Source organism: Litoribrevibacter albus (assembly GCF_030159995.1).
Lineage (GTDB): Bacteria > Pseudomonadota > Gammaproteobacteria > Pseudomonadales > Litoribrevibacteraceae > Litoribrevibacter > Litoribrevibacter albus.
Window position 1 is genome coordinate 112,103 of record NZ_BSNM01000009.1, and the last position, 24,472, is coordinate 136,574.

Annotated in this window: 24 protein-coding genes; 7 read left to right on the forward strand and 17 right to left on the reverse strand. The window is 46.0% G+C overall.

What is annotated here, in order from left to right; all coding sequences use genetic code 11:
- Positions 1-19: 19 nt before the first annotated feature.
- Entirely contained in the window at positions 20-955 is a 936-nt protein-coding gene (locus QQL66_RS06440) for a LysR family transcriptional regulator (protein WP_284380131.1), read from the reverse strand.
- Positions 956-1,057: 102 nt separating this feature from the next.
- On the opposite strand from QQL66_RS06440, the gene QQL66_RS06445 reads away from it, so the two are divergent.
- Positions 1,058-1,270 carry a DUF2798 domain-containing protein gene (locus QQL66_RS06445; RefSeq protein WP_284380134.1) on the forward strand — a complete coding sequence of 71 codons (213 nt, stop codon included), beginning with the start codon at positions 1,058-1,060 and terminating at the stop codon, positions 1,268-1,270.
- Between the two features lie 124 nt (positions 1,271-1,394).
- Here the strand turns inward: QQL66_RS06445 and QQL66_RS06450 are convergent, their stop codons facing one another.
- The 8 genes from QQL66_RS06450 to QQL66_RS06485 all read right to left on the reverse strand — a co-directional run bounded on the left by QQL66_RS06450 (position 1,395) and on the right by QQL66_RS06485 (position 11,410).
- Positions 1,395-2,735: a dicarboxylate/amino acid:cation symporter gene (locus tag QQL66_RS06450; protein WP_284380136.1), complete on the reverse strand. Its 1,341-nt coding sequence runs from the start codon at positions 2,733-2,735 to the stop codon at positions 1,395-1,397.
- 36 nt (positions 2,736-2,771) lie between these two features.
- Complete coding sequence (locus tag QQL66_RS06455) at positions 2,772-4,130, reverse strand: HEAT repeat domain-containing protein (RefSeq protein ID WP_284380137.1); 1,359 nt, start codon at positions 4,128-4,130, stop codon at positions 2,772-2,774.
- 59 nt (positions 4,131-4,189) lie between these two features.
- The gene (locus tag QQL66_RS06460; protein WP_284380139.1) at positions 4,190-5,050 is read right to left on the reverse strand and encodes a TraB/GumN family protein; all 861 of its coding nucleotides are present in this window, start codon (positions 5,048-5,050) and stop codon (positions 4,190-4,192) included.
- A gap of 47 nt (positions 5,051-5,097) precedes the next feature.
- Complete coding sequence (locus QQL66_RS06465; RefSeq protein WP_284380142.1) at positions 5,098-6,450, reverse strand: DEAD/DEAH box helicase; 1,353 nt, start codon at positions 6,448-6,450, stop codon at positions 5,098-5,100.
- 181 nt (positions 6,451-6,631) lie between these two features.
- Positions 6,632-7,591 carry a sensor domain-containing diguanylate cyclase gene (locus tag QQL66_RS06470; protein ID WP_284380145.1) on the reverse strand — a complete coding sequence of 320 codons (960 nt, stop codon included), beginning with the start codon at positions 7,589-7,591 and terminating at the stop codon, positions 6,632-6,634.
- 425 nt (positions 7,592-8,016) lie between these two features.
- Positions 8,017-8,601 (reverse strand): DUF2878 domain-containing protein, encoded by a 585-nt coding sequence (locus QQL66_RS06475; protein WP_284380147.1) that lies wholly within the window; start codon positions 8,599-8,601, stop codon positions 8,017-8,019.
- Positions 8,602-8,823: 222 nt separating this feature from the next.
- Positions 8,824-10,224 carry a deoxyribodipyrimidine photo-lyase gene (gene phrB, locus QQL66_RS06480; RefSeq protein WP_284380151.1) on the reverse strand — a complete coding sequence of 467 codons (1,401 nt, stop codon included), beginning with the start codon at positions 10,222-10,224 and terminating at the stop codon, positions 8,824-8,826.
- Between the two features lie 112 nt (positions 10,225-10,336).
- Positions 10,337-11,410: an NAD(P)/FAD-dependent oxidoreductase gene (locus QQL66_RS06485; protein WP_284380153.1), complete on the reverse strand. Its 1,074-nt coding sequence runs from the start codon at positions 11,408-11,410 to the stop codon at positions 10,337-10,339.
- Between the two features lie 307 nt (positions 11,411-11,717).
- Here QQL66_RS06485 and QQL66_RS06490 point away from each other — a divergent pair, with 307 nt between their 5' ends.
- Both QQL66_RS06490 and QQL66_RS06495 read left to right on the forward strand, forming a co-directional pair.
- Complete coding sequence (locus QQL66_RS06490) at positions 11,718-12,314, forward strand: sigma-70 family RNA polymerase sigma factor (RefSeq protein WP_284380157.1); 597 nt, start codon at positions 11,718-11,720, stop codon at positions 12,312-12,314.
- Positions 12,281-12,919: a ChrR family anti-sigma-E factor gene (locus tag QQL66_RS06495; RefSeq protein WP_284380161.1), complete on the forward strand. Its 639-nt coding sequence runs from the start codon at positions 12,281-12,283 to the stop codon at positions 12,917-12,919. Before QQL66_RS06490 ends, QQL66_RS06495 begins: the two co-directional genes overlap by 34 nt.
- A 40-nt stretch (positions 12,920-12,959) precedes the next feature.
- On the opposite strand, the gene QQL66_RS06500 is transcribed toward QQL66_RS06495, so the two are convergent.
- From QQL66_RS06500 to QQL66_RS06525, 6 genes are all read right to left on the reverse strand, one after another.
- Positions 12,960-13,724: an energy-coupling factor ABC transporter ATP-binding protein gene (locus QQL66_RS06500; RefSeq protein WP_284380163.1), complete on the reverse strand. Its 765-nt coding sequence runs from the start codon at positions 13,722-13,724 to the stop codon at positions 12,960-12,962.
- Positions 13,721-14,509, reverse strand: a complete 789-nt coding sequence (gene cbiQ, locus QQL66_RS06505; RefSeq protein WP_284380165.1) for a cobalt ECF transporter T component CbiQ — start codon at positions 14,507-14,509, stop codon at positions 13,721-13,723. Before cbiQ ends, QQL66_RS06500 begins: the two co-directional genes overlap by 4 nt.
- Positions 14,502-15,206 carry a hypothetical protein gene (locus tag QQL66_RS06510; protein ID WP_284380168.1) on the reverse strand — a complete coding sequence of 235 codons (705 nt, stop codon included), beginning with the start codon at positions 15,204-15,206 and terminating at the stop codon, positions 14,502-14,504. Before QQL66_RS06510 ends, cbiQ begins: the two co-directional genes overlap by 8 nt.
- A 42-nt stretch (positions 15,207-15,248) precedes the next feature.
- Positions 15,249-15,851 (reverse strand): cobalt transporter CbiM, encoded by a 603-nt coding sequence (cbiM, locus tag QQL66_RS06515; RefSeq protein ID WP_284380169.1) that lies wholly within the window; start codon positions 15,849-15,851, stop codon positions 15,249-15,251.
- A gap of 117 nt (positions 15,852-15,968) precedes the next feature.
- Positions 15,969-16,781, reverse strand: coding sequence for a DUF4198 domain-containing protein (locus tag QQL66_RS06520; RefSeq protein WP_284380171.1), 813 nt, complete (start codon positions 16,779-16,781; stop codon positions 15,969-15,971).
- A gap of 109 nt (positions 16,782-16,890) precedes the next feature.
- Entirely contained in the window at positions 16,891-18,414 is a 1,524-nt protein-coding gene (locus QQL66_RS06525; RefSeq protein ID WP_284380172.1) for a hypothetical protein, read from the reverse strand.
- Positions 18,415-18,594: 180 nt separating this feature from the next.
- On the opposite strand from QQL66_RS06525, the gene QQL66_RS06530 reads away from it, so the two are divergent.
- The 3 genes from QQL66_RS06530 to QQL66_RS06540 all read left to right on the forward strand — a co-directional run bounded on the left by QQL66_RS06530 (position 18,595) and on the right by QQL66_RS06540 (position 21,940).
- Positions 18,595-19,131: a YaeQ family protein gene (locus tag QQL66_RS06530; RefSeq protein WP_284380174.1), complete on the forward strand. Its 537-nt coding sequence runs from the start codon at positions 18,595-18,597 to the stop codon at positions 19,129-19,131.
- Positions 19,132-19,202: 71 nt separating this feature from the next.
- A complete protein-coding gene (locus QQL66_RS06535; RefSeq protein ID WP_284380176.1) occupies positions 19,203-19,559 on the forward strand; it encodes a 4a-hydroxytetrahydrobiopterin dehydratase in 357 nt (118 codons plus the stop codon).
- Between the two features lie 122 nt (positions 19,560-19,681).
- A complete protein-coding gene (locus tag QQL66_RS06540) occupies positions 19,682-21,940 on the forward strand; it encodes a molybdopterin oxidoreductase family protein (RefSeq protein ID WP_284380178.1) in 2,259 nt (752 codons plus the stop codon).
- A gap of 262 nt (positions 21,941-22,202) precedes the next feature.
- On the opposite strand, the gene QQL66_RS06545 is transcribed toward QQL66_RS06540, so the two are convergent.
- A complete protein-coding gene (locus QQL66_RS06545; RefSeq protein ID WP_284380179.1) occupies positions 22,203-22,679 on the reverse strand; it encodes a DUF695 domain-containing protein in 477 nt (158 codons plus the stop codon).
- 366 nt (positions 22,680-23,045) lie between these two features.
- Between QQL66_RS06545 and galU the strand changes: the two genes are divergently transcribed.
- Complete coding sequence (galU, locus tag QQL66_RS06550; protein ID WP_284380181.1) at positions 23,046-23,966, forward strand: UTP--glucose-1-phosphate uridylyltransferase GalU; 921 nt, start codon at positions 23,046-23,048, stop codon at positions 23,964-23,966.
- Positions 23,967-24,095: 129 nt separating this feature from the next.
- On the opposite strand, the gene QQL66_RS06555 is transcribed toward galU, so the two are convergent.
- The gene (locus tag QQL66_RS06555) at positions 24,096-24,401 is read right to left on the reverse strand and encodes a hypothetical protein (protein ID WP_284380184.1); all 306 of its coding nucleotides are present in this window, start codon (positions 24,399-24,401) and stop codon (positions 24,096-24,098) included.
- Positions 24,402-24,472 lie beyond the last annotated feature (71 nt).

Genomic DNA, 24,472 nt, shown 5'->3' on the forward strand with positions numbered 1-24,472 from the left:
AACCGGGTTAACGACCGTGCTAGCCCAACCGTGACAAGCGTTGAACATCAGAGTTTAGCTCCAGCAAGGCCTGGCATTCTTCTTTTAGATAATCAATTAACATCGAAGCACGATGTGTTAACAGCTGGCGGCGATACCAGACGGCAAAAACATCTCGTTTCACCCCTTGCCAATTTGGCATGACGTTCACCAGCCGCCCTTGACGAAGATCGTCCATCATTTCCGTCGCTGGCATCAAAGCGACCCCCAACCCATCAAGTGCGAATTGTTTGGATACACGCAGTTCATTAGTACTTACCCTTGGGCGGTTAGGTAAAAACGGCTCAACACCGATGGAACGCCCCGTTGGGTCAAATTCCTCTAACGTCCAACGTGATAAAGGATTACTGACAATCTGATGACATCTCGACAAGTCTGCCAATGAATTCAAGGTGCCAACTGTCTCGGCGTATTCGGGCGACGCAACCAAGAGAGATCGAGTCTCACCCAATTTCACCTGGCTAAGCTCCGAATCTTCCTGAGGACCAATACGAATTGCAAAATCGGCACCGGATGATAAGAACCGGGTCACCTCATTTCGCATCTCAAGCTCTAACTCTATGCGAGGATGAGACTCTATAAAATTAGAAAAGATAGGCTGAAAAGTACTTGCCACAATACTCAGCGGAGTGAGCACCTTGATTTTACCTTTCACGCCTGAGACATCGCTGCTGAAGTTATCAAGAATGGAATTCAACGAATCCACCAAGTGTGAGCTCTGCTGATACAGCTCCTGCCCTTCATTAGTCAGGGTAAACTGATGACTGCTTCGATGCACCAATCGACAGCCCAATGACTGCTCCAGGGATTTCAAGCGTCGGCTGACCGTGGCAGGAGGTACACCAATGATTCTACTGGCCTCCTTTAAGCTCCCCGCATTCACAATGACTGCGAATAAAGAAATATCATCGAGCATCCTTTGATTCCATTTATGGTATTTAAGCTTCCATTTTAAGACATTTATTTCACTTATGTAATTTAATATCTTATCAGCAATGATTACTAAGGAGGAAAACAAATGAAACACCGACTACTGTTCACAGTCATAATGTCGTTTTTCTTATCGTCGCTTATGAGCCTTTGGGTAACTTATATAAACCTGGGTTTCACATCCAGTTTCATTAGTCAGTGGATACATGCGTTCTCTTTGGCCTGGCCTGCAGCAGCCGTAATTGCGTTCTTTGTTGGCCCACTTGCCCAGAAGATCACGCAAAGACTGCTCAGCAATTAATTGGAATAAAACACCATCAATTAGAATAAAACACTATGGGCGAAGGGAATCGCCCATGAAGATGAGTTAGCCTGACAGGAAAAACACCATCATTTCAGACCAAGTGTTCTAGCTAGACCACTGTCTAACTAGACCAATAGTCCATAGGCTTCTGGGCGTCAGAAGCCGGTAGCCATTTGTCCATGACACAACAGGCAGTCATGTCGCCAGAAACGTTCAGAGTTGTTCGGCTCATATCCAGAATGCGATCCACACCAAGAATCAAGGCGATTCCCGCCCCCGGCACTCCGACACTTTCCAACAACGAAGCCAAAATCACGATCCCTACCCCTGGCGTACTTGGTGCACCGATTGACGCACCGACCGTGGTAAGCATCAACAAAATCATGGCACTGGTACTGAGTTCAATACCAAAGGCCTGGACAAGAAAAATAGCCGCAATGGTCTGATAAAGTGCCGTGCCATCCATGTTAATGGTTGCGCCTAATGGCACGACAAACTGACCAATAGATGGATTTACCTTGAGGTTTTCTTCAGACGTTTTTAACGACAGAGGCATAACCGCTGCAGAACTCGACGTAGAGAAAGCCAGCAATTGGACAGATCGGATTTCTTTAAGGAATTGAATTGGTGAACGACCTGCCAAAAACTTCACGATCAGCAGATAAAAACACAACAGGATCACTAGCCCCAGCAGAACGGTAAGCACATACACAGACATCCCCAGCAAGGCATCCAAACCGATTTTGATGGTGATATCACACAACAAACCAAATACGGCGTAAGGCGCCAACATCATCGCCCAGCTCACCACCTTCATGGTGATGGATTGCACGCTGTCCAGCACCTGCAGCATCAACTTGGCTTTTTGTTTTGGCAAAGCAATTAAGGCAACGCCCATGATGATGGAGTACACCACCAGCTGCAGCATACTTTGATCCACCGCCGCTTGCGTCATGCTTTTAGGAAACAACGAAACCAGGCGTTCAGGCAGCGAGATATTCAACGCTTCGGTGGCAGGCGCTGCGGTCTGATTAACACTTGAAAGCAGAGAACCATCAATAAAACGACCAGGTTCAATCCAAATTGCCAAAGCTGCACCAATGGTCACCGCTACACAGGTGGTTAAAACAAAGTACGGAAAAATTCTCAAGCCGATACGTTTGAGATAATCCGGGTCGCCCGCTGTCGCCACCCCCAGCATGATAGAACTCACCACCAAAGGCATCACCACCATTTGAATCATCGCCAGGAACACACTGCCCGGCAGTTTTACCCATTCGGCAACAATTCCAGCGGTTTCTTTCTCAAGCAAGCCCCCACCTTGTGGTGACAACATCAAGCCGACGACAATTCCCAGAATTAAGGCAAGAATAATTTGCGCCCAGAGCTGACTGCGAATCATGACCTTGATAGATTTCAGGCTGTTATCAAAAGGGGTGTACCAAGCGTGTGTTTCTGTCATGACGTCTTCATTCCGTTAAATTATCCCAATCAGTCCCTATTCAGAGTGAAAACTCAACGCACTGAGCGCCTGATATCTGACACCTTCATCCGGGTCTTGTTCAGCAATTCCTTGCAGCCAAGATACTTTTTCAAACGGTTGTTTGCAATATCGGGCAACTTGCTTCACTAAAGCTTCACGAACCCAGGCATGCTCTTCCTGTTGGTATAATGAACTAAGCTGCTGAAATAGAAGGTGATCGTTGAAGTCTAACTCACTCAACGCTTCTATTGCTTTGATTCGTACCAGAAAATTATGGTTTTTATGGGCGCAGGTTTTGAGCCAGAAGATCAAGCCATCCGGATCACTGATATGTTCGATCAGCAACTCAAGTGCAGTCTCCTGAACTAAGCTTTCCAGGTCTGAGTCCACACATTGCTGCAGCAAGTTCTGAACATCTTTGGGATCAACGGCTAAACTTGGCAAAAGTTTAACGGCCTCTTCTCTCACCCACATATCGGGGTCTTTCAGCGCATGCACAACGGCTATTTTCGTTTCATCTGCGTTCGGAAAGAAACGTCCCAAGAGACGAACACCACTTTGCCGGAATGAATCGAGATCATGGCGAACTAAATAGTCCAAACAAAGATTAAATACAGACTCGGAATTTTCCCAATCCCCTTCTAATGCCCCCAGACAATAGGATTGAGTCACCAAGTTGGTATTGCTTCTGATTGTATCTATCAACCAGGTCAGTACGTCTTGCCGATGAGTCAAACTGAATGCAATGGTTTGACAAACTATCTGTCGGGTCGTTGGACTTGTCTGAGCAAGAATATAACCTTGAACCTGCGGCCAGGTGTCAGAGTGATCAGGAAAATACTGAATCAGAGAAAGGAGCGCAGCCTGTTGAAGCTCCTTTAAAGTATATTGCTCACTCAACGCGACCAGTAATGAGTGCACCTTGGTTTGAGTGTCTGGATCAAGTGATTCAATCTGCTGGCTAAGTAACTCAAGAGAAAAACACCGGATCTGTTCATTTAACGCTTCATCTTGAACCAACTGAATCAAATGTCTGACTGGCTGTTCACTGAACCCGTCTTTAATCAGCCACACAATGGCCGTCTCGATTTCATCCAAAAACAGAACGCTTTGCTGATCATCGTAGTCGAGTTCGTTATATTCAGCGCCAGACAATGGACATTGGTAACAAATCACCTTCTCAAGAGCCTGGATTACGTGCTGATGACATACTGAAGTAAGAACAGACTTCCCTTGCATTAAAGCGCTTTCAAAGAACTGACAGGCTTCAAATATGGCGTCAAAATCAGGAATTAATGTGTCTTCAAAATACCAGAGAGGTTCTTCTTGAAGAAGGAGTCTAAGGATGTACTCTTTGTTGACGTGTGCACCCATGATTAATCTCTTAAATCTTTCCCATCAGAATTCACACTACAGCAAAAATGCGATCCTGGTTATCGAAGCTGCTCAAGGTGATAGCCTTTGGCTTGTAATTGCTCAAGCAAGCCATCTTTACCAATGAGATGTAACGCGCCAACAAGCACAAATTCGGTCTCAGGGGTGTCTAACATACGGTAGAGCTGAGGCATCCAGAGGTTATTCCTGTTCACCAACAACGTTTGGTAGACATCGGGGTACTCTTCCACCAGCGGAGTCAAAAGAACCTCTTCCAACGAACTTAACTCGCCTTTACGCCATGCCGTTTTAGTAGCGGCCATTAATTGAGGGATCTGATTGATCTCATCAAGCATATGACGAATCAAAGCATCTTCATTGCCAACTCCCATTTGGGAAATGAAGTCAATTTGTGATTCAACGGTTTCCAACTGACCTATGGGCTTTCCATTTGTTTTGGCTTTTTGGAAAAAGAAATCATCAACCCCATCTTCGGCCATGCCTAAACGCTGCAGTTCAAGCACCGTAAGAGTGGTTCCAACGAATCCGGGCTTAAAGCCCATCATATTTTGAATAGGAATGCCCTGAGCCTGAAGTTTGTCTTCCAAAGCCTGGAAAGTCTCAGCAGACAAGAACTGATTGAGCCGGTGCCCATCTTGATACGCCATTTTAGACAAAAAATAGCGCTGCATTTCAGGCGATTTAATCTGATCGATATCCGTTTCAAAGACTAATCGTTTTGACTTTGAATAAGCTAAATCAAATGCCTCTGGTAAGGGATAATCTGAGCGACTCAAGACATGAATGGTTCCCGCCAAATACAGCGTATTTTCACCATGCGTGACCTTCCAGACTGGTGACGAGGCAAAGAGAGATGTACTCAAAAGACATCCCAACGCCACCTTAAGTAGCTTTTGCATTATCTTTCGTATCATCCCTGCCATCATTACCTCTACGTCTTATTGACTCACTTTGCAGACTTCGCTTTCTTAGGCTTGGCTTTTTTAGACTTTGCACCGGCTTTGGCTTTACCGGCACTGGTCTTGGTTTTCTTTTTCTTAACCCCAGCCGCTTTACCAGATGCCTTCAACTTCTTCGGCCCGTTAAAACTGCCTTTCAGTTCAGGAATAAAACGTCGTTCGAATTTTATTTTCAGATAGCGTTCGATAGAGGCCATCAAATTCCATTCATTCGGCATGATCAAAGAGAAAGACTGCCCCTGTGCGCCACCTCGACCGGTACGACCAATGCGATGCATGTATTCATCGCCTTTACGTGCCATGTCGAAATTCACCACGATATCAACATTCTCAACATCCAAACCACGCGCAGCGAGATCTGTGGCAACCAGTATATTTGAACGACCTTCTTTAAAAGATTTAAGCGTTCCTTCGCGAACACTTTGCTTCATGTCACTGTGCAATACAGCAGCTCTCTGATTGTGATATCTGAGCTTACCGCACAAATTATCGGCTTGGGTTTTGGTATTAACGAAGACAAATGCACGACCAAACGGTTCGTGATCAAACAACCAAAGCAAGAGTTGTAGCTTATGACGCTCATCATCCGCCGTCAGCATTTGTTGACGAATGTTAGCATTCTGAGCTCGGCGGGCATTAATTGTGAGAATTACAGGATCATTCAACACATCGGCCGCCAGTTTACGGGTACGCCCGGTGGTCGTTGCAGAAACCATCAAGGTTTGACAGCGACGCGCGTCGTCCTCTTGCTCTTCATTCTGGGTAATAGCTTCATCCACATAGCCAAGAATGGTCTGAACGTCTTCGGTAAATCCTAAATCACAGAGCTGATCGGATTCATCCAGCACCACCGTTGCTACTTCAATCAAACTTAACGAGCGGGCATCCAGGTGTTCAATAAGGCGACCAGGTGTTGCAACGACCATATCAGGAAAACGATTCAACGCTTTCTGTTGAACTTTAAAGTCTTCACCACCGACCAAACCACACACAGTCAACTCAGTGTGCTCAAGGAGCTGATCACACACGTCGGTAATCTGTGACGCCAGTTCACGGGTCGGGGCAACAATCAACGCTTGAACACGCTGACCCTTCTTAGGTTGTTCCAGCCACTCATAGCTGTTCAGAATCTTTTGGGCCAGAGGCACCAAATACGCCAGAGTTTTACCTGACCCCGTCGACGCAGTAATGACCACGTCCTGCTCATCGAGAATGGCTGGAATTGCTCGCTGCTGAACCTCCGTCGGTTCTTGAAGCGCCATGTTTGTTAACGACTCCAGGAGTTCACTGGCGAGTTCAAAGTCCGAAAAAGAAGTAGATTCAGTTGATTCAGATTGCATACAACACGATTTCCGAGCAAGTAAGAAGGGTTAAGAAAAGAGGCCGCACTTTATCACATATGGCAGACCAAAGAGTACCTAAGATTTATTCCTGCCGCAGATAAGCTGAAACCAATAGGCTTATTCATTCCTGAATAGCCTGTTCATTCTCAAAGACTTGGGCCTGCTTATCATTCGCTTTTTAGCCATTGGCTTTTTTGTTCTGAGACATCAAACCATCGGCCCGAGCTAACAACGCTTCAAATTGTTCATCAGAGTCAGGAATAATCGACAATGCGCCTGAAGAGAAGTCAATTTCGTAGGCATTCCCAGAGTTGGAATTATAGTTCACCACAGACATCTGGAACCGATCTATAGCTTCCTGAGCCTGCGATGCATTGGTACTGGTCAGCAACGCTACGAACTCATCCCCGCTAAGCCGGGCAACTAAATCAGAGTCTCTAAAACTGTCTTTCAACAGTTCAGCAAATGCCTTGAGTGCCAAATCGCCCTCAGCACGGCCATACTGGTCATTAATGTGTTTAAACTTGTTTAAATTAAAAAATACGATGGATAGCGGAATCTGTTCTCGAACACACACATTGAACGCCTGATGCGCCAGAGCTATGAAACCGCGACGATTAGACAGGCTTGTCAGTTCACAGGAAGTCGCTAAATGAAGTGTCGATAGCTCCCGTTCAACCATCGTTGCCATATCGTTTAAGGATTCCAAATCATGATCAGTAAAACGTCTGGGAAGCTGATCCATCAAACACAGAGTACCCAAACAGGTGCCATTGGAATGAAACAAGGGGTAGCCGGCATAAAACCGCACACTTGGAAAATCGGTAACAAGCGGGTTTTGTATAAAACCCGGATCTTCAAGCGCGTTTTCCACCACTAAAGGTGCTCCATCGAACACGACACGTGAACAAAAGGAGGAATCACGAACAGATTCTTCCAGAACCATACCCTGACGGGATTTAAACCATTGACGTTCATCGTCCATTAAACTGACTAACGCAATCGGCACGTTAAACAGCTTTGTACACAACCGGGTGTATCGATCAAAACGCTCTTCTGGCTCAGTATCAAGAATGTTCAATGACCTGAGAGTAGTTAGCCGAGTCCTTTCATTCTCTGGTTTCGGATATCCCTGCATTTTTTTGCCCATCTATTTTTATTATCTATTCAGTGTAGCAGTGCAAAATCATGTGGGAGAGCTAAAAAGTTCCCCATTCTTAGCGCCAACTAAATTAATTTTTTTTAACTTTTTCTCAATCTTGTGGTTATCCATTGCGTCATAGACTGGGTTCATAGATTAATTGGACAGGAGACGCGATGGAGAAATAGTTATTGTTATCCCCCCTATTAATTGCTAAGTGCTTATTGAGAACTAAGGTTATTAGTTCGAAGGAAGTTTTAAGTCGTAGTGTTTCTTCCTTCAGGTCACCCAATGATGGTGGCCTTTTTTGTATGGGCATTTGGTTCGTTCTAACTAACGATGTTGTTCTAACTAGCAATGTTGTTCTAACTAACGATGTCCTTCTCTCAACACCTCATCACATTCGTTCATCTCTTCATTCATTAAGAATCGAATGCAATCAGGAATTTACGACATAGGTGAGTGATCCAGAACCACAAGACCATCATCAGGCCCAGATCAGAATTTGAGAATTCGATGGCACCACACGCCCTACCCGCGACATAAGCCAAAGGCCCGCCAAGAGTTAACACGGCATAGGCCAGTAGAGGTCTGGTGAACATCCAATACAAGGAGCGTGTAATTGTGGTGGCAAACGCAGCCCACAGCACCAGCAACCAGTCAGGTGCAAAACTGCCTTTGATGGTTTCCAGATATTCAGCGAAACTAAAACTGCCAACCCACTCAGGGGAAGGATGCCCGGGAAAACTGTAGACGCCCAACTGTAAGAATAAGGTATCCGCCAATACTCCTATCAGAAAGACCATAATCATCACATTAAAGTCTCGAGTACAGTTAGTGCTGCTTTGGAAGTAATGCCCCAAAATCGCAAATAACGGAACCATCATCAACGGCCAGATTTGATAGATAGCCATAAACCAACAGGCTTGAAACAGCAACGCATTAATCAATACGTCTTTGGCTCGGCTACTGATTCTCGTACGATATCGAGCGTCAATGGATCTCATGAAGCGCCTCGTAAACACAGATAAAGGTTTAAAAAACCTTAATCTAAAGTTAGACGCCTTTGCTTTTCGATCCAACCCTTTCAACCGGTACAGAGCTTCTCAGACGCTGGAACGATCTCACACCTCAAAGAATATCTCACCCCAAAACTGTCTTATCCCTTAAAACAAACTCATCTCATAGAGCAGTCTAACCTTCAGAACTGTCCTACATTTTTATCTACTTCACCCTATGGTCTCGCCCTTAAACCAGGCCTTGGTCTGTTCTGTGGCAAGTTTGTGATCCACCATAGGCTCGGGATAGCCCACGGCTGCTCGCTGTTGCGAGGTAGGAGCATGAATGGATTTTCCGGTAATCCCTGCTAATTCTGGCAGGTATTTACGAATAAAAGTGCCTTCAGGATCGAAGCGCTCTGACTGGCGGGTTGGGTTAAAAATCCGAAAATACGGCGCAGCATCGACACCCGTCGAAGCACTCCACTGCCAACCACCATTGTTAGAAGCCAGATCTCCATCCACCAGTTTGGACATAAAATATTGTTCGCCCCATCGCCAGTCGATGAACAGATCTTTGGTGAGGAACATTGCCACTATCATCCGTAGCCGGTTATGCATCCACCCGGTTTGATTGAGCTGCCGCATGGCTGCATCCACAATGGGGAAGCCGGTCGTTCCCTCACACCATCGTTTAAAGCTGGCATTGTCTTTTCGCCAAGGCAAGGCTTCCGTCTCTTGCTTAAAGGCTTTGTGTTTAGACAGATCAGGATGGAAAAACATCAAATGCCGATAAAAATCCCGCCAGATCAGTTCGTTGATCCAACTTGTCAGCCCTGGATTCCCATCGTCTAATTGACCGTCAGACGCATTCAATGCCACCTGTATGCATTGCCGAGTAGACAACACACCGATGGCAAGATAGGGCGACAAGCCACTGGTGCCATTAATCGACGGGAAGTCTCGATCCCGGTTGTACAGCAATCCATTGTCATCAACAAAGTCATTCAATAATTGATGTGCCGCTGCTTCACCGACCGGCCAGGAGTGAACGTGCTTGTGAGTTACGTGCCTCAAGAGCTCAAGATCAGACGAAATATTCATGGTCTCTTGCGCTGCCGGTAAAGGGGCGATGGGACGAGCCATAGAATAGAAGTGCTCAAAGTAGCTGCGTTTAAAGGCTGTAAATACCTTAAAACATTCGCCTTGTTTATTGATGATGGTTCCCGGGGCAATCGCACATTGATCATCATAACCGTGACAACTCACGCCCTCGTCGGCAAGACATTGCGAGACTCGCGCCTCCAGACCACGCTCATTCCATTCGTATTGTTTATTGAAGAATAGCGCCTTCACACCCTTGGATCGAATAAAGGTTTTCAGTTCATCCGCTGTGTTGCCGAAGGTAGACGTTTTCAGAATGATTAGAGGCACATTTAACGCAGCCAATGCATGAGAGAGAGTCTCAAGATGATCCAGAATCAAGCTACGCTGTGCAGGTGAAATATGGTGTTTATCCCATTCCCACTCCGATAGGCAATAGACCGCAATTGTTGGACCCGACTCCATTGCAGATTTTAGCGCAGGGTTATCATAAATTCGTAAGTCCCGTTTAAACCAGACAACATTCATTCTTGTTCACTCTTACCTTTCTCAACCATCGTATGTCGTGCTTACTTGTTACACGACAAACTAACGGTTTCAATTACCTAACACAGTTAAATTCTTTGCAGCAGTAAACCCGTCACATCGTTAAAGCAGGCTCATCAGTCAACATTTCCACCATTGCTTCCGCCAAAGACAAACCACTTTGATAAGCAGCCTCAACCCCATCAATCCCCTCTCTGATACCCAGGTAGTCACCACATAGGCAAAGATTTTCATGAGGCCCCTGGTGATGACTGCCCGTTACTTCGCCTGACCGGCTTAGTACATTGCCAGAGGGTAAGGAATACAACCATCGATGCGTGTATTGAAACCGGAACTGGCATTCATTGCTGTCACCTTCCAAACCAAACTCTCTTAACAGCGCCGCCCATAACTCAGAAGCAATTTCGTTCTTATCTAGCTCAAGACGATGATTCGTCCATTCGGGCTGTGCTTCAAGTTTCACTAATACGCATCGCTCTTCCTGCTCCTCATCGTTACACAGAGATTCTGTGCGACCGGGTTTCGCAGATTCCACCGAAAGACGCTTGATCTCTGAGCAGTTTAGATTGAGTAACGGTCCCGCTACCTGCAAGCCAATATGTTCATAGACAGAATATGGCACGAGATAAACAGACACCCATTGAGGTTGAGAGGAGACAAACTCTAATGCCGCTTGATACGGATGTGACGGAGGAATCAGTGCCCTCGCTTGTTCAGGTGGCGTGGCTAATACCAGAAAGAGACTTTCGCTAAACACTTGCGGACTCCCGTGCTCGTCCTCCACAAAGGTTAACCAACGACCATTGCGTCGTTTAATGTCCGACACTTTGACCCCACACTCCAACCTGACGCTTTCAGCCAAAGCCCGGGTTAAGGAAGAACTGCGAACGTTAGGCACATAGTGACGACGAGTCATTCCCTGCATTGAACTGCATTTATCCTCGATGAAGGATACAAAACGCTCGGACGAGGCATAAAAGCTACTGGCCCCCAAATCAAAGCTCAATACACCGTGTTCATCCAGATTGATTCGTTTGGAAGAAAGCCGACCGCCTGTTCCCCGGGCTTTCTCCAGACACAGAACCTCAATGCCCTGTTCAGCTATCGAATTTGCGGCCGCTAAACCTGACATACCTGCGCCAATTACTACGACTTGAGCTCGATGCATAACCCCTCCTATCGAGATAACACACGTTATAGTAAGAAAACTTATGTGTTAAATTCTTACGAAGCCAGAAGGCTTATGGATCACTCCTTATAAAATCGCGCTAAATAAACAATTGAACTTTACTCATATCCATAGAATCACTAGATTAGATTCAACACTGATGCTATTTGTAGCTATCTAAATTTGTAGCTATCTAAATTTGTAGTTATGTAAGTTTGTAGCTAAGTAAGTTAGTAGCTAAGTAAGTTATACCTAGGTTAGTGATGGTCTTAGTACCCATATCAGGACAGGAAGGTAAGGGCTGGAAGTGACAACTACGGATCAAAAAGACCCGACACAGCTTAACGAATTGATCCTGAGAATTGCTCAGCATCAAGACAGACAAGCGTTCTTAGAACTCTTCGATACCATTGCCTCACGATTAAAAGCCTACGCCATGCGTTGCGGCGCAAGCGATGTTGAGGCCGAAGAAATCGTTCAGGAAAGCCTTCTGACCGTTTGGCGGAAAGCCCATCAGTTCAACCCCCAAACAGCCTCTGCAACCACTTGGCTTTTCACCATTGTCCGAAACAAGCGGATCGATATGGCCAGGAAGGGAAAATATGAGCAAGTACTGTCAGAGGATCTCTACCCCGAACCTACAACCGTTGATCTGGAAACCGATGTTGAAAGAGATCTGAACGGACAAATCGTTCGTACCCTTATTACCGCTCTACCAGATGAACAACGTCAAATTGTTTATATGGTGTATTTCGAAGGAAAAACCCACTCTGAGATCTCGAATGAGTTAGATCTCCCGTTGGGTACGATTAAATCCAGACTGCGCCTGGCAATGAAAAAATTAGACGCGCTAGTACAAGAGCAGATGACATGGCTAATTATCATCCTAATGACGAACTTTTAATGACCTTCACAGCAGGGCATCTTACCAATGCGCTTGGCATTCTGGTAGCGTGTCATGTGGATCGCTGTAAAGTCTGTCAGGCAAAAGCGCATAGTTTCGAACAGCTCGGCGGGGACATCCTCGAATTGGCGGAACCTGTTGCCGTTTCAAATACAACTCGCACCGCTCTTCTCAATCGGCTGAATGACACGGTTAAGCCGGATCACAAGGTAGAGACAAACCCGGATTCTCGTGTCCCCCGTCCTCTCTGGCGGTTTATCGATAACGATCTGAACCAACTGAACTGGAAAGGCTTAATTCCTAGCATCCAGGAAATCACCCTGCCATTTTCCAATGACACATACACTGCAAAGTTATTCAAAATATCGGCGGGTAAAGAAATCGCAGAACACACTCACAAGGGAAATGAATTTACCTTGGTGTTGGATGGCGCTTTTTCAGACATTCTAGGGAGTTATTACCCGGGTGATTTCGTGGTCGCAAACACCGACACATTACACCGGCCCTACGCGCATAAAGACAAGGACTGCATTTGTTTTGCTGTTCTGGATGCGCCGTTAAAAATGACGGGCTTATTTACCCAGCTATTAAACCCTTTTCTCTGATTCACATCTCCGACCTGCATCAACAGCGGCGTTACGCTGGCTAATCAGCCAAATGATGATCGGTATGTGTCTCGGGGTCATGATGAGACAAGTCGCTTTTCGCATGAATATGAAGATGCGAATGACTGTGCTGATGAGGATGTCGATGCATTACCGCATCAACCAATGACCCCTCTCTCATGATCATCGCCCTATTTGCCAAACGCTCAATCACTGTTTGGTCGTGCGAAACGATTATCATGGTCATATCCAAAGACGCCAGTAAACTCAGTAAACGCTCTTTCGAGTCATCGTCCAGTGCATTCGTTGGCTCATCCAATAAAAGCACTTCGGGCGACATAGCCAAAACAGTCGCCAACGCCACCAAACGTTTCTGACCGCCTGACAAACGATGGGTTATGCAATCACTCAAGTCAGATAACCCAAGATCCGCTAATGTCGACAACGCAATATCACGAGCTTCAGCATCAGACTTCCCCAAATTCAGCGGTCCAAACGCAACGTCTTCTAACACGGTTGGGCAAAACAGTTGATCGTCAGAATCCTGAAACAAAAGACCGACTTTTTGTCGAACCGTTCTGAAATCCGATTCGGAGACCCGTTCCTGATCAAATGCAATGAGATTGCCTGTAAAGGGTTTATTAAGGCCAACCATCATCTGCAACAAGGTGGTTTTGCCTGTGCCATTACTCCCCAACAACGCCAACCGATCACCGCGCTCTAGCGTCATCGTCACGTCAGAAAAGATAACCTTCGCCCCTCGTTGAAAAGAGACTCGGTCTAACGCAAAGAGGGTTTGATTCATAAAACGGATTCCAACGAATTAACGACTATTAGATGAAGCACAACTAACGTGACAGAGAACCCCGTTACCATCACTAAAAACACAGTATCTTTAACGCGCCACTCGGATTCATCGGCGATTAAATAACGGCCTTGATAACCACGGCATTTCATCGCTTGCAAGACACGTTCTGACCGTTCCAGACTTCGCACCAGCAACATTCCAATCAACCAACCGTAACTCCGCCAGGTATGCATGTTACTGCCAGGCGCGAAGGCTCTTGCTCGCATTGCTGTTCTCAAGCGTTGGTATTCCTGCCCAAGTACAGAGACATATCGAACGGTCATCAAATACAGGTGCACCAACTTATGAGGCACCTTCAAGCGAGCTAAAGCATGACCAGTGGTTTCGGGAAGCATGGAAGCCAACAGCGTTAAAGAACACAATAAAATGGCATTAGCACGCAAGAACACCTGAATCGCGCGTTCAATCCCGTTTTCCGATACGGGCAGCAATCCAAACAACTCACCTGCCGAAGTTCCTGTTACGGTAAACGGAATAAATAAAACCAATACCAGCATGAAACATTCAAAAGGTATCAGTCGACTCATCAATCGGTCGAAAGGCAATTTCGAAGCCACCATCAAGCTTAGCGAAAAGCCACAAGCAAGCATCAACAGAAACAAAGGCTCAATGGCAACCACTGCAATGGCAAACACCAAGGTTGCGATCAGACGGCCTCTGGGATCAAGCGCTTCCAACCACTTGGCTTTTGTAGCAGTGGCTAAAGAGGTTAGCTCACTCATTCGATTCGTTCGGTTTGCGAGATTTCAACCACAAAGCGCCACCAGCCAAACCAAAGATAACACCCAACCCACCTAAAATATCACTCAACCGCGCGCTGTTTTGATAGCGATGCAATTCTTCACGCAGGGGCGCAACTTGAGCAGCAACCGCGCGTTCTATCATCACCTCAAGCGCTTCTGCAGTTAAGGCCGATGAAGCTGCGTCCTGACCGTTTAGTGCCATCCCGTCAGGCATTGTTTTTATAGAGGAGGGTTTGGAAGACATGGCCTTTGAAGACTCGGTTTCAGAAGACATAGTTCCAGAAGACATAGTTCCAGAAGACATATTGCCAGCTTTAGGCTTAGGATTAGTCACCTCCCACACACCAATGTGGCCATCTCGCGAATCCGCTTCAACTTGAACAAAAGTGTCCATTACCGGCGGAGTTTTGAACTCCCCATTTTGATCAGTAACTACAGCACCCAATACCTGTCCGTCACGAGTTAACAAGCGAACATTGGCTTCTTTTGCTGGTGCACCGCCAACAAAGTACACGGACCCTTTAATGACATTACCCTCAAAGTAGGCAAACACTTTAAGAGCATGAGAAAAACTAAGGGAAGAAAAACACAGGGCAAAGACGAGTGTAACGAAGCGTAGTAATGAATGTGTTCTTATCACATGAGTACCGATTACATGTTTAGTGCTGAAAAGCATGAATTTCTATCCTAATGTTCTAAGAACCGACACCCAGAATCCCTAGGATTTAAGCAAGTCGGGAGATACTTTCATGAGAAATGACAAAATAACACCGGAGATCAATGCTTCCACGATCATCAGCGGAAGGTAGGTCACAGCGATGATCTTACCTGAGACTTGATATTCTTGACCAGTCACCGTCAGGCTCAAATAAATAAGTATCGCCGTCATCAAAACAGACAAGCCGCCCGCAACGCTTCCCATGATACCAATCTGTTTGGGCGTAGCGTTAACAATTCTGGGCCGAAAAAACCAACCTACCAGCAACGCAGGCAAGGCAATATTGAAGGTATTCACACCTAAGGTAAGAAGCCCGCCATGCCCAAAGAATAAGCTTTGCATCAATAGTGCAACAAGAATCGCTGGCAAAGCCGTCCAACCCAGCAAAATCCCCATTACCCCATTCAGGATCAGGTGAACACTGCTCGGCCCCGCCGGCACGCTTACTAATGATGAAACAAAAAATGCAGCCGCCAATACCGCCGCCGGAGGAATCTTATCGTGATCCAGTTTCTTAATGGCAATGGCCAACAAACCAGTGGATGCAATGGCGCCGGTAATCAACACCGGCATTGATAATATTCCGTCGGGGATATGAGCCAAAATTTCGTCCTGTACTGCTTTTTCTTACACGACAAACGACGTATATTGCCATTAACATCGCGTGTCATAAGACGCACTCTCTGTCTGAACGTGCGTCTCAAAGATCGTGTGAATATGTTATTTCATGTCTCGGGTGCGAACCCAGATTAATCCACCCTCTTCCACTGGCACCAGATTGCCTTCAGGGTTTTTCATTTTCTCATCTGCTTCCACCAAGGCCGCAAATCCCCACCAACCGGCTTTGGGCATTACATAGCTAAACACACCATTGGCGTCTGCCTTGAAAACTTGAGTGATGTAACTTTCGAAAGGAACGGTTACCGAGCCATCGTTTCGCCATTCTACTTCGACTTCTGCAAATGGCACAGGCTTACCGTGTTTTTTTACAATCCCTTGAAAAAGATTACCTGTCCATAAACCATACGGACGCGTCAAAGGTTCTATTTCCACCGGTGCGCCAACCAGCGCATCCCAATTGGCTTTACCATTTAATGCATCCACCACCACTTTGGTGTGGTGCACGATCATCACACCTTCTGAAGGCTCCCAATAAGGCGCAGGTTCTATATAAAAAATGTGATCACCCGGCTTCTTAATCTGGTAGCTTGCCTGATAGCGTTTCGCTTCCCCCGATTGAGAACTCAGAGATAAGTTACCCAACAGACTTGCTCGACCTTCAGGCGTAATGACATCCAGTACTTTGGGCTGTGCCATATCCATGACAGGCCCCAGTTCCATCGGATGGGTAAAGGTGAGATCCAGTGTCAAAGATCGCTGCTCAGCAGACTCAACAATATCCGAGCTTGGGATGATTTCCTGAAAGTGAGCATGAACAGTCGAAGAAAATAATGAAGAAAGAAGCGTCAAAGACATCAATGCCTTAGAAAAACGCTTAGTAAATTTAGATTGAATCATGACCTCAGATGTCATCGTGACCTCAAATTGCAAGTGAACAGATCTATCCGTTTAGACAGGATTTCGCCCATTCTACTTGCAAATGATTTTCAAATACAGCAGCACTAATTGTTCAGGCTTTTCTCTACAGGTCTAGTTTCTCCTGATTTAATTTCTCCCGGTTTAGCTTCAGAGTTTCCTCTAATGCTTCAACCAGACGAGATAATACCGAAGGGTTATCATCGTCTTTAAAGGACAACGCAAACGCCTTCTGATCATCTCTGAGCTGTTCCAACCGCTGAATTGCCATCGACATGTCAGGAATCACAACTTTAGTAGATTCAGAATCGGACTCGTCTTCCGTTTGCCCAGGAATCATCAACCGGGCTTGCTCAACCTGATCCTCCATCGCTGCGGTGGTCATTACTACCGGAGTTTCTGATTGAGGTTGGGATTGATTCGCAAGATCAATTTCCTGCACAGATCGAACTTCACCCTCTTCCGTCAGATACACGCCATTCGTTTTCACTCGACCGAGAGCAAGCCCTTCCGGACTGACCAAATCAAAATCCGCGTCAGCCGAACCAAGATAGATGGCACCCACGCCCACCTCAGACAGGCTCATTAACGACTCTTCACCGGTTTCAGACGTTACCCAGACTTGTAGCTCATGAAAAATAGGATCACCTTCATCAAGCCATAAATTGCCATCAGAATCGTACTGCGCCAGCTCGCCAAACCCACTGCCGGACTGAGAGCCAAAAAGCTCAGTGCCATCATCCACTTTACCGTTATGATTACGATCAAACACCAGATATCCGCTGCCTTTCGCTAGGGTTCCTATCTGTTCTGAGACACCGTCCCCATCAATGTCGAAATCAAAGAACCGATCCTCAAGCCGAGCAGTCTCTGCCCCAAAATTAATCACCAACGGATCAGTCATCGGTCGGGATTGCACCAGGAGTTCCGACTGGGTAGCAACACGTTCCTGACGATCCATCGCCAAATACAAACCAAAATTAATGACCCGTCCATCAGCGGTCGTCACCGTACCATGCCCATTAAATAACTGCGTCTGATCAATCTGGGACTGAGTGTATTGCTTGATTTGCATTAACCCGGTGCCTGATACCGGAATGCTGTTCCCGGTGAGAACACGACTGCCAGACGGCCCAAACTCACCAAAGCTGCTTTGATCGTTTCTGGGCGTCACAGAAACGCCATTCACATTCACCGGGCCACCGTCGGTTGAACTAACATTGATCGATCGATCAACGCCTGACATGCCTTGAATGTTCTGGGTATTCGGTTGAATCAGGAATCGAGCAGCGCGTTGCCCGGAAAAAACCACTGACAGGGTTTGCTCGATAAAGGACGTATCAGTGAAGCTTGTGGTAGCTTCAGCCATTGCCCCCGCATGCATGAGTTCATTGAATGAATAGACATCGCTATTGCGATAGCTGTACTGTTTATAGGTTTGGTCGTATTCCACTCGAGTATCTTGGGAGATGCCAATAACCCGACCTGTTCTTGTGCCTGTTCCTGTTAATGCAGCGCCATCCGTAGAAGTAGTACGCTCGCTTGTATTAATCTGTTCTCGCGTTACTTCACTTAACTCTGAACGACGAGACATCGTCTCCATCTGGACATCAGATGCAAGTATTCTCATAGTAACCTCCAGCCATTGGTGTTTATTGGCGGCCAAGCCAATAAACGTAAACCTCCATAACAGGTAATCGGCCAACTCAGTGGAATATTAATGACCACTTATCCAAAAAAATCGGTAAAAGTATGGTTAACTAAAAGTGATACTAGAAACACAATCACGATGTAATCAGGAACAAACTACATGGCGTTAAAAGCGACAATTTTCAAAGCAAATGTTCAGATCTCAGATCTGGATCGACATTACTATGGACAACACGACCTGGTCATCGCAAGACACCCTTCTGAGACAGACCAACGCATGCTGACCCGGCTGATTGCCTTTGTGTTGAACGCTCACCCCAACCTGACGTTCACAAAAGGACTCAGTACCAAAGAGGAACCGGAGTTATGGCTCAAATCGGATCAAGGTGATATCGAACTTTGGATTGAACTGGGGCAACCGGACGAAAAGCGACTTCGTAAAGTCATCAAGCAAAGCCGTCAGGTGATCGTCTACGATATGGACTCCCCTAACTTTGAAAAATGGTGGCTTAGTCTGTCGAAAACCCTGGGTAACCCTTCCAATCTTTCCATCTACTCAATCGCGGAAGCCCCAGTTGCCGAATTGGCACAATCACTCGAACGCAGTAATGAACTACAAGCAACGATTCAGGATGATCAGATGTGGTTAAGTATGGGAGACGTTAATGTCGAAATTGCCCCTAAACGTATCCAATAATTCCCCTCTCCTTGACGGAAATATGTCTAAACTGAATCTACTTATTTATGGGATCGCTAAAGGAGAACACCATGTCTGATGAAGCACTTCATCAGCAAACCTGTGAAGCCTGCCAAGTGGGAGCCCCCTTGGTAGATGAACATGAGTTTCCTGAACTGTTGAAACAGATACCCGACTGGTCAGTCGAAACCATTGATGACGTTCATCAACTGACGCGAAGCTATTCCTTTAAAAACTTTGTCGATGCATTGGCCTTTACAAACACAGTCGGTGCACTGGCTGAAGAGTATAATCATCATCCGGAAATTCGTACGGAATGGGGAAAGGTAACGCTGTTCTGGTGGACTCATAAAATTTCAGGTCTACATAAAAACGATTTCATCATGGCCGCAAAGAGTGATCAGGTTTTTCTAACAACGAATAAATGAATCACCGAATAACAATAAGCGTTGTAACGGCCATCACACAGAACGTAATCAGGTTGAACAAACACATTACGCACAAACGGTTCGTTTACAACAGCATAAGAACGATAAGAGGGATAGGAAACATGAAGGCAGACAACGGAAGTGTAACGGATACTCGTAAAACGAGTTACCACACATGTAATTTATGCGAAGCCATGTGTGGTATCGCCATTGAAACCGATGGGGAACAAATACTTTCCATCAAAGGCGATAAGAATGATCCGTTCAGTCGTGGCCACATATGCCCTAAAGCAACGGCCTTACAAGACTTGTATGAAGACCCTGAACGCCTGACCAAACCTCTTGAAAAAACCGAACATGGCTGGACCACCATCAGTTGGGACGAAGCCTTCGACAAAGTCGTCTCACGAATTCAACGCATTCAAGCCCAATACGGTAAAGACGCCGTTGCGACTTATCTTGGCAATCCGAACGTCCATAACACCGGTGGTATGTTATATGGCAGGCATCTGTTGCATACGCTTAATACCAAGAACATGTATTCAGCAACATCTGTAGATCAACTCCCCCATCACATTGTGGCCAGTAAGCTGTTTGGCCATATGTTGAAGATCCCAGTTCCGGATATAGACCGCACCGACTTCTTCTTAATGTTAGGGGCTAACCCGGTTGCCTCAAATGGCAGTCTCATGACCGTGGCAGATGTCAAAACCCGCCTCAAAGACATTCAGAAGAAAGGCGGTAAAGTCGTGGTTGTAGACCCTCGGCGAACCGAAACCGCAGAACTGGCTGACCAGCATTACTTCATCAAACCGGGTACTGACGCCCTGCTGATGCTGGCCATGCTTTACGTGATTTTTGAAAGCTCTTTACTGGATGCCAAGGCCACATCTTTGATGTCCAATGAAATCGAAGGTATTCAGGAAGATGTACTGAATTATTCGCCAGAACGGGTCGCTCCGATTGTTGGCATCGATGCCGTTGAAATACGTCGCTTAACCTACCAGTTTACCGAAGCTAAACGCCCGGTGTGTTATGGTCGCATGGGAACATCCGTGCAAGCGTTTGGTACGCTGACTCAGTATTTGATCACCGTCTTTAACCTGCTGCTAGGCCGTGTAGATAAGGTGGGCGGTCTGATGTTCAGCTCTCCCGCCATTGACTTGATGAACCTCACCAGTCGCGGTGGATTTGATCGAAATCGCTCCCGAATTCGAAACCTGCCTGATTTCAACAGCGAGTTTCCTGTCTCCACTCTTGCAGAAGAAATCCTCACGCCAGGAGAAGGACAAATCAAAGCCTTATTAGTGGCTGGCGGCAACCCGATTTTATCTACACCGAATGGAGAACAACTAGACAAAGCCCTGGGCGAGCTGGAGTTCATGGTCTCGGTCGATTTTTACCTCACAGAAACCAGCCGACACGCAGACTTCATTCTACCTCCGGTAAGTCCTCTGGAACGGGATCACTATGATCTGGCGTTCAACATGCTTGCTATTCGCAATGTGGCCAAGTTCTCACCAGCCCTGTTTAAAGCCCCTAAACACGCGAAACAGGACTGGGAAATCTACTGCGCGCTCACCGAACGGTTACTAAAAAAAGCACCGTTAAAGCAGCGACTACAACTGAAACTGACCGAAGCCTTAGGGGTACGAGGTCAATTGGATCTGCTATTAAGAACCGGACGTTACGGCAACAAACTGAACCCATTCAAAGGGCTTTCCCTGAAAAAACTATTGAACAACCCGCACGGTGTGGATTTAGGACCTCTTCAACCTCAATTACCAAAAAGCCTGAGAACCAAGAGCAAGTGCGTTGAATTAAACCGCGATTTCTTCATGAAGGATTTACACCGTATTGAAAAAACCTACTTCTCAGAAGCAAGCCAATACGACCAGACTGACAAACTCCTACTCATTGGCCGACGACATGTCCGTAGCAATAACTCCTGGTTACACAACAGTCATCGATTAGTGAAAGGCAAATCCCGTTGCACCGTAATGATCAATCCGCAGGATACTCAACGCCTGAACCTGGAGGACGGACAACTGGTCGATGTCACCTCGACAGTGGGCAATATCCAATTGTCTCTAGAAGTGACTGATCACATTATGCCTGGGGTAGTCAGCATTCCTCATGGCTGGGGCCACACCAAAACAGGCTCTCGCTGGACTAAAGCAGAACAGCATTCAGGACAAAGCGTAAATGCGCTGACCGATGACAGTCAGGTGGATGAACTCAGCGGCAACGCGGTGTTAAACGGAGTACCTGTGACCGTAAGAGCGGCAAGTGATCCGAAAGACTCTTTGACTTTAAAAGCATTTCAAAAAGCGCCAAAGAAAAAAACTAAAAAGAAGTCGGTATCTACTGAAAATATCTAGATTCGAAAGAACAACGTTGTCGATTAAGAAAAAAGCAAGACTCAAAGAAAAACCGGCGTATTTAACGCCGGTTTTTCTTTAGGTAAATAGGTTCAGGACAGATCGAAAGAACTAATCTACAGGAGACAGTGTTAAAACGTTATGAGCGCAGGTTAGGCTAGGCAAAATTAAACGAAAACGCGCAGTTTATGTGTATTAAATGAGCATTTTGAGTTTAATTTTAACAACGCTTAACCAAGCGCAATAGTTTTCACTCTGTTTCCTACAGCGCCTCTTTATTCATAAACGGCTTAAGATAATGGCCTGCAAATTTCCAATCTTTATCGTGTTCCATATGATATTGAAATTCACGCGGCTGAGATTCTGAATTAATCAAATCCTGCAACTTCTGATCAGCAACTTCCGGATCAAACACACGGAAGAAGAATTGGCAGCAACCATTCCACGCTGACTTAGCCAACACCATTGCGTTCTTGTCTGCTGTCACCAACTCGGCAATCTGAGCGCAGAAACCATCAATTATGGCTTTTTCTTCTGGCGTTGGCTGGCCGTCTGTTTGTGTATCATTGTTTTCAATCACAATCGCCAAATGCCAAGCGAACACTTCTTTTGGCTGGAAATCCACCAATGACTTATTTACCGAACAAATGGCTGGCATTTTGTGCTCTTCCCAACGCAAACCTGCGTAATCTTCTTTAGGAATAACCACGTTATATTTCTGAGGGGCTTGTTCAGTCATAATCTTTAGTCATCTGTTTGCTAGTGAAGGCGTGGGATTATAAACGATGGCGAGGGTATTTAAAGTCGAAATGATGGGCTGCTCCGACTTAAGGCAACGAAAGCTTCAAAAGAGCAACGCACTCTTTTAGTTCATACTCGACCTTATTCTCGAAATAGAAACAACCTTGTTCCGGCTCAGGAAATCATTTCCTTGTTAAACAATGAACCCTGTCAGTAAGGTCTCCACCGAAAAAGCTAATGACATCATGGCTTTGCCTGCTTTACTCACTTGCATCAAGAATGCAACGCTAACAGTTGGCACCCTTTCTGCTCTATTTAAATCAGCTCTGTTCAAACAAATAAAATAGACAAAAGGACGAACTCTATGAAAGCTGTGATTCCGGTTGCCGGCTTAGGGACAAGAATGCTCCCTGCAACCAAAGCGATTCCAAAAGAAATGCTGCCCGTCGTGGACAAACCGCTCATTCAATACGTGGTTCAGGAAGCCGTTGATGCAGGCATTCATGAAATTGTACTGGTCACCCATTCCAGTAAAAACTCCATCGAAAACCACTTTGACACCAGTTTCGAATTGGAAACCCAGTTAGAGCGCCGGGTTAAGCGACAACTGCTCGAAGAAGTCAGAGGCATTTGTCCTGATCATGTCACCATCATCTCGGTTCGCCAACATGAAGCCAAAGGCTTGGGGCATGCCATTCTCTGCGCCCAATCCGTGGTAGGAGACGATGATGTTGCCATCCTTCTACCAGACGTATTAATTGATAATGCCGCATCCGATCTGAAAGAAGACAATTTAGCGTCTATGATTCAGCGCTTCAAACAAACGCGATCCAGCCAAATCATGGTTGAAGAAGTCCCCATCAATGAGGTTCAAAAGTACGGTGTCGTAGATACTGCTGGCGAACAGCTTTCGGCTGGAGAAAGCCTTGCGATGCACTCCATCGTCGAAAAACCTAAAGTGGAAGACGCCCCATCCAACAAAGCCGTGGTGGGCCGATACGTTCTCTCCAAATTCATCTGGCCACTACTGCGCAAAACCCCCATTGGTGCAGGTAACGAAATTCAATTAACCGATGCCATCGCGATGTTAATGGATATTGAAACGGTAGAAGCCTATCAAATCATCGGAAAAAGCCACGACTGTGGCAGCAAGATTGGCTACATGAAAGCCAATATTGAATATGGCTTACGTCATCCGGATCTAAATGGCGAGTTCAGAGAATATCTAATGGCGCTGTCTCAGTCCTCGGGAAAGCCCCCTTCCCTGAAACTGGCTAAACGTTAAAACGTGAGATGCTTGAATGCAGTCTGTATCGACTGATAATAAGTAAAGAAACATGACCGAAAGGTTCGACCTGAATTCATCAGACCGAACCATTCTGACTAAAGATCAATGATCGCTGCTCATTAAGAGTTAATTAGCAGCGGCTGCTTGTTCTGACATCATGTTACACTCGAAGCCCCAAGAAGCCTGTTTCTCAGCAAAAGCCTTGGCTTTCTCTTCACAGTAACCTTCTTCATTCTCAGCACGCCATAGCGTCTGCATTCCAGAAGCTTTTTCATAGACAACTTCACAAGGCACAGTAAACCCTGGTTGGGTGTAAACAACACTAATCTTACGCTCAGCATCACCATTCACACACACATAGCTGTCACCTGCTATCGCAGTACCAGCAGAAAGAGCGATAAGACTTCCCATTGCCAATGTACGTAGTTTCATTCGTTTCTCCATCCTTTTTATATTCATTATGCGCTGTTAAATATAACGAGTTATCCTAGTCTATCAATTAA

Coding starts and splice junctions, on each gene's coding strand:
- QQL66_RS06440 (WP_284380131.1), bottom strand. CDS start 955: ATGCTCGATGATATTTCTTTATTCGCAGTCATTGTGAATGCGGGGAGC.
- QQL66_RS06445 (WP_284380134.1), top strand. CDS start 1,058: ATGAAACACCGACTACTGTTCACAGTCATAATGTCGTTTTTCTTATCG.
- QQL66_RS06450 (WP_284380136.1), bottom strand. CDS start 2,735: ATGACAGAAACACACGCTTGGTACACCCCTTTTGATAACAGCCTGAAA.
- QQL66_RS06455 (WP_284380137.1), bottom strand. CDS start 4,130: ATGGGTGCACACGTCAACAAAGAGTACATCCTTAGACTCCTTCTTCAA.
- QQL66_RS06460 (WP_284380139.1), bottom strand. CDS start 5,050: ATGCAAAAGCTACTTAAGGTGGCGTTGGGATGTCTTTTGAGTACATCT.
- QQL66_RS06465 (WP_284380142.1), bottom strand. CDS start 6,450: ATGCAATCTGAATCAACTGAATCTACTTCTTTTTCGGACTTTGAACTC.
- QQL66_RS06470 (WP_284380145.1), bottom strand. CDS start 7,591: ATGCAGGGATATCCGAAACCAGAGAATGAAAGGACTCGGCTAACTACT.
- QQL66_RS06475 (WP_284380147.1), bottom strand. CDS start 8,601: ATGAGATCCATTGACGCTCGATATCGTACGAGAATCAGTAGCCGAGCC.
- phrB (WP_284380151.1), bottom strand. CDS start 10,224: ATGAATGTTGTCTGGTTTAAACGGGACTTACGAATTTATGATAACCCT.
- QQL66_RS06485 (WP_284380153.1), bottom strand. CDS start 11,410: ATGCATCGAGCTCAAGTCGTAGTAATTGGCGCAGGTATGTCAGGTTTA.
- QQL66_RS06495 (WP_284380161.1), top strand. CDS start 12,281: ATGGCTAATTATCATCCTAATGACGAACTTTTAATGACCTTCACAGCA.
- QQL66_RS06500 (WP_284380163.1), bottom strand. CDS start 13,724: ATGAATCAAACCCTCTTTGCGTTAGACCGAGTCTCTTTTCAACGAGGG.
- cbiQ (WP_284380165.1), bottom strand. CDS start 14,509: ATGAGTGAGCTAACCTCTTTAGCCACTGCTACAAAAGCCAAGTGGTTG.
- QQL66_RS06510 (WP_284380168.1), bottom strand. CDS start 15,206: ATGCTTTTCAGCACTAAACATGTAATCGGTACTCATGTGATAAGAACA.
- QQL66_RS06520 (WP_284380171.1), bottom strand. CDS start 16,781: ATGACATCTGAGGTCATGATTCAATCTAAATTTACTAAGCGTTTTTCT.
- QQL66_RS06525 (WP_284380172.1), bottom strand. CDS start 18,414: ATGAGAATACTTGCATCTGATGTCCAGATGGAGACGATGTCTCGTCGT.
- QQL66_RS06530 (WP_284380174.1), top strand. CDS start 18,595: ATGGCGTTAAAAGCGACAATTTTCAAAGCAAATGTTCAGATCTCAGAT.
- QQL66_RS06535 (WP_284380176.1), top strand. CDS start 19,203: ATGTCTGATGAAGCACTTCATCAGCAAACCTGTGAAGCCTGCCAAGTG.
- QQL66_RS06540 (WP_284380178.1), top strand. CDS start 19,682: ATGAAGGCAGACAACGGAAGTGTAACGGATACTCGTAAAACGAGTTAC.
- QQL66_RS06545 (WP_284380179.1), bottom strand. CDS start 22,679: ATGACTGAACAAGCCCCTCAGAAATATAACGTGGTTATTCCTAAAGAA.
- galU (WP_284380181.1), top strand. CDS start 23,046: ATGAAAGCTGTGATTCCGGTTGCCGGCTTAGGGACAAGAATGCTCCCT.
- QQL66_RS06555 (WP_284380184.1), bottom strand. CDS start 24,401: ATGAAACTACGTACATTGGCAATGGGAAGTCTTATCGCTCTTTCTGCT.